This window comes from Sneathia sanguinegens, assembly GCF_001517935.1.
Lineage (GTDB): Bacteria > Fusobacteriota > Fusobacteriia > Fusobacteriales > Leptotrichiaceae > Sneathia > Sneathia sanguinegens.
Genome location: NZ_LOQF01000018.1, coordinates 1 through 5,265, shown reverse-complemented (window position 1 = coordinate 5,265; position 5,265 = coordinate 1). Strand labels below are relative to the sequence as shown.

Annotated in this window: 2 protein-coding genes; both read right to left on the bottom strand. The window is 29.8% G+C overall.

Annotation, left to right across the window (positions count from 1 at the left end; all coding sequences use genetic code 11):
- Positions 1-4,478, bottom strand: a 4,478-nt coding sequence (locus tag AWT65_RS06190) for a hypothetical protein (protein ID WP_083497856.1), incomplete at its 3' end; no start/stop codon positions are given.
- On the bottom strand, positions 4,471-5,145 hold the full coding sequence (locus AWT65_RS06185) for a hypothetical protein (protein ID WP_066730166.1): 675 nt from the start codon (positions 5,143-5,145) through the stop codon (positions 4,471-4,473). The genes AWT65_RS06190 and AWT65_RS06185, both read right to left, overlap by 8 nt.
- Positions 5,146-5,265: the final 120 nt, after the last annotated feature.

Genomic DNA, 5,265 nt, shown 5'->3' with positions numbered 1-5,265 from the left:
TTAGCAGTTGCATTATTTTGAACTTCACCTTTTTCATCAACATTAGTTGCTTCGTAATATTTACCATCATTAGCTTTTACTAATCTATTTCCATCTTTATCTGTATAGACTACTGTTCCTGCTTCACCATTTCTTAGTGCATTTACCTTAGTTGTTAGGTCTTTTCCATTTAATCCATCTTTTCCTGTTAAGCCCTTTGAACCTGCACTACTATCTCCAGTTTTTCCATCTCTTCCATCGTTGCCTTTACCATTTAGACTATTCTTTACTGTATCTGTTAAGTTAAATGTAACTTTTCCATTATCTTCTGTCTTTATTTCTAAATCTTTAGATGTGAAATCAAATCCAGTTGTTAATGTAGTTTCCTTCTTATTTTTACTATTTGCTACATAGCTTATCTTTTGATTACCTACTGTTGCTTCAGTTACAATTGGTGATGCAGTAGTATTTTGTGCATCAGTTAATGTTGCATTCCCTTTATCATCTATTCCAAATTTTACATTTTTACCTGAATTTGCTAATTTTACTTCTTTAAATGTAGGATCTTCTCTTAAACCTACTAAAACTCTTGTTCCTTCACCTGATGTACTTACAAATGTTTCAACATTTTCTGTTGTATATCTTCCTTTTTTAGGATTATTATTTTCCTTTACATCCCATGCATCAGATGAAATTACATTATTTGTAACTTTTCTACCTGTAATTTCAATTTTCTTGCCTAATGCTTGATCTACTCCAGTAGCGTTGTTATCTGCAACAACTTTAAATGGATTTTTCACTTGTCCATATGCAACTGCATCTGTATCATTTGTTCCATTAGATAAACCACTTATTTTCTTACTATTCAATGTTAAGCTATCTGTTGTTGGAGTTAATTCTACTTGTTTAGTATCTCCATCTTTTAATGTTATTTTCTTGAATGTTGGATCTTCTCTTAAACCTACTAAAACTTTTGTCCCTTCACTTGATGAACTTACAAATGTTTCAACATTTTCTGTTGTATATCTTCCATTTTTAGGGTTATTATTTCCATTTACACTCCATGCTTCAGATGTACCATCATTTATAGATTTTCTACCTGTAATTTCAATTTTTTTACCTAAAGCTTGATCTACTCCAGTAGAATTGTTATCTGCAACAACTTTAAATGGATTTTTTACTTGTCCATATGCAACCGCATCTGTATCGCCTGAACCATTTGTTAATCCTGTTAACTTCTTATTATTTATAGCTATATTATCATTATTTAAAGTTAACTTAGCACTGTCCTTCCCATTTTCAATAGATGTTATTCCTTTTAAAGTTTTTGATAATGCAACTTCTAAATTCTTATTATTAGTTGTTACTGATATATTTCTATATTTACCATTTGTATTTTCTTCTTTACCTGATATCTTTATTTTTCCTGTCAAACTAACAGTAGTTTCAGTATCTTTATCATCTTTAAAAGTAATACCTTTTTCACTTAATTTCTTCAATTGTGCAACTGTTACTGCATCAGAATCAGCTGAACCATCAGCTACACCTGTTATTCTTCTTTTAATATTTGTACCACCTACAGCAAATGTTCTTCCGCCAGTATTTGTATCATCAGTTAAATATGCTTTAGCTGTACTTGAATTTGCTTCTGAACCATTACCTATTGCTACTGAATCATTTTGTTCTGATTTTGCTCCTTGTCCTATTGCTATTGCATTTTCTTTAGTAGCTTTTGAACTATTACCAATAGCTATTGCATTTTTCTCTGTACTTGTTGCAATATTTCCAAAAGCTATCCCATTTTCTTTTTCTACTTTTGCTTTTTCTCCTATTGCTATGCCAAATTTTCCTATTGCTCTTGCTCTATCTCCAATTGCAACTGCTGTATCTCTTGCTACAACATTTCCACCTATTCCTACTGCATAATTACCAGATTTAACACCATTACCTATTGATACTGATGATGTACCTGCACTTATTTCACCTATATTTGAATCTGTATCTTCATCTTTTTTACTATTACTACTATTAGGTGAACCTATAACAACAGATTGTACTCCATTTGCTTTAGCTTCTTTACCTATAGCTACTGCTTGACTTCCTTTTGCATTTGCTCCATATCCTAATGCAACAGCATCTGCACCTGTCGCACCATCATTATTATAATTTGAAGCTTTAACTTTCTCTATTTCTTCTTTACTTAAAATCTCAGTTTGTTTTTTAGCTAATGCTGCATCTTTAGACTCACTAATTTCTTTTAATATTGAATCAACAGTTTTAGTATTATCTTTTATATATTTATCATTATATTTATCATAAATATCTGTTTTAGCATCATTTATTGCTTTTATACCTTTTTTTTCTAATTCATTTATTCTGTTTGTTATCTTATCTGTATATTCTTTTTTAAAATGTTCTTCATTTCTTGTTTTTCTAACTTCCATTTCCAAGGCTTTAGCTTTTAATTTAATGTATTCTTTATAATACACTTCCTTCATCGCTATTTCTTTTGCCTTATAACCTTCACCACCAGTATTCTTTTTATCTACTGATAGGTAGTTAATCATTGATGTATCTTCTTCATCTGGATTAACAGTACTTAATTTTTCTTCCAAACTTCTTAATTGTGAAACATTAACAGCATCTGTATCTCTATATCCACTTGCTAAATTAGTTAATCTTCTTTCTTTTCCTATAGTACCTATTGATACTACACCAATACCTTTTGAAGTTAAAGTAGAAATTGCTCCTTTAGGTGCATACCCTGGTTCTTCAAGCCATTCAGGATTATAATCTGTATTTGAATGATTACCAATTGAAATTGAATTTTCTAATTCTGCTTTAGAATAATTCCCTATTGCTAATGAATTTTTAGCTTTAACTACTGAACTATTCCCAAATATTAATGAATTATTTGCATTATGTGTTACTACTGAACCTACCCCAATTGATAATGAATTATCTGAAAAAACTCTAGATGCTATACCTAAACCTAATGAATTTTTCCCATTTACATATGTATATGACCCTATTGAAACTGTATTATCTTTCATACCAAATGCTGCATGACCAAAAGTTATACTATTTTCACCTTTAGCTACTGAATCTGTACCAACAACAATTGCGTTTTTCCCACTACTTTTTTTAACTTGTTTCCCTGTAGATTCTTCTTTTCCATTAAATTTAAGTTTTTTATCTACTAAAGTAGTAGTATATGATTGTGTTTTATACAAAGTGTCAAGGTCTCCCAATGTTTTTTCAATGTTTTTATCTTCAAAATCTGTATCAATTGTACTAATTGTAGTTTCATCATTTGCATCATCACGATATTGTTTATGCACACCATCGGTCACCTTTTCTGTATCAATATCAACATTACCATATACATTTGACCCTATAGCGATAGTATTGTTACCACTTGAAATAGCATTGTATCCATAAGCCATTCCACCATTTTCTGAAACTTCATTTTTATTACCTACAGCTACAGAGTTATCAGAAAATACTTTTGTTTCGTTACCTATAGCAATAGCTCCATCTCCTTCAGCACGAGTTTTCGCTCCCATTGCAGTACTATAGTCTCCTAATGCATATGAAAAAGCTCCTATAGAAGTAGCTCCTATACCATATGATAGTGCCCTTGTACCAAATGCTATACCTCCTTCACCTGCTGCTAATGTTGGTGAATATCTAAGCTTATTTGGTGCTTTAAGTTGTCCATCTTTATTATATCCATAATCACTACCAGTAGGGTCAATAACTTTAAATAGTTTTTTAAAATAATGATTAAAATCTTCTTTAGTTATTTGTTCCTTAAATTGCTCATTATCATCTGAACCAATTGCAATTGAAGATCTACCTATAGCAAATGTTTCATTACCTAATGAAGTTGCTTGATCTACTGCTTTTGAACCAGCACCAATTGCAAGTCCTTGTCCTCCTCTTTTTGAAGAATTATCAAAAAGGGTCGATGATACTACTTCTGATTTAGTACCTATTGCAGTACTCTGTATTGACCATGTTCTTGCTTCTCTTCCCATTGCAATAGACCCAGCTTGTCCATTTGCTTCAGTTTTATCTGATGGCATTACTTGAGCCAGATAACCAATTGCTATTGCATCATTTTCATCTTTAGTAACTTCTGCTTTGTTTCCTATTGCCACTGAATTTACAGCATTTGCCTTAGATTCATGACCTACTGAAACTGAATCACTATTAGCTGCTTCAGCTCCTACTCCTATTGCTATTGCATAATCTTTAACTACTTGATGTTGTACTGCTGAATCATTTTCAGTTTTAGGATTTAAAGCTATAGATCCTCTACTGCTATTATTTCTACCATAACTCCCAATTTTTCCACTATCTATAGTTATTTGAGTAGCCATCCCTATACTATTACTCATCATAAATAGCACTATCAAACTTGTTGTTATCTTTATCTTCTTCTTTAAACTTCTTTTTAAATATCTTTTCATTTCTTCAATGTTAATTTTATTCATGATTTATTGCCTCCAAATAATTGAATCTTGTTATTTTTTTATATTTCCCATAAAATTTGTACTTAAAATAGTCTTGAAAATATAGCGAATTATTTTTAGTGTCTGTTATAAATCTATCAGTTTCTTCATCATCTAATGTTAGTGTTATAATTTTTACATTTTTTGCAAATTTTACATTATTTAATTCTTCAAAACTTCTATATTTTAATTTTTCATTTTTTTCTTTCAGAATGAAAACGATTACATCCTTACCAAATTTTGAAATCTTCTCCCTTTGTTCTTCCAAAATTCTAACATCTGGTAAAATTATCAAAAATTCATTAGCTATTTCTCTATTTATCTTAGTTTTTGTTAAGAAATAATCTGCAAACTTATAGTCTACCGCTTTTAAGTCTGTATGTTTATCATTTGAAATTTCAAGTTCATATTTTGCAAATTTAATTTGATTATCACAATTCCAAGTGCCATCCATTTGTAATTCACAACCAACTTGTTCTTTATTACTTTTTTGGAACTGTTCTATATTAATATTATCCAAAGTTTTCGATAAAGTTATGGCACTACTTAAAAGTATAATTGACATTAGAACTTTTTTTGCTCTTAATGTTCTATACTTTAAATTTTTTTTTAGCATTACCTCCAATTCAGATAAATTATATCCTTTCATTTAAACTCCTTTTCTACTTATATTTTTTTGTCTTTCTATATCACCAAATATTACCATTATTAAGAAATTAAAGTCAATATTTTACAAAACTTTACTAGTTTTTTTTTTTTTTTTTTAAAA

Bases quoted from the DNA above. Each gene is read 5' to 3' on its own strand.
- AWT65_RS06185 (WP_066730166.1), bottom strand. From the start codon at position 5,145: ATGAAAGGATATAATTTATCTGAATTGGAGGTAATGCTAAAAAAAAAT.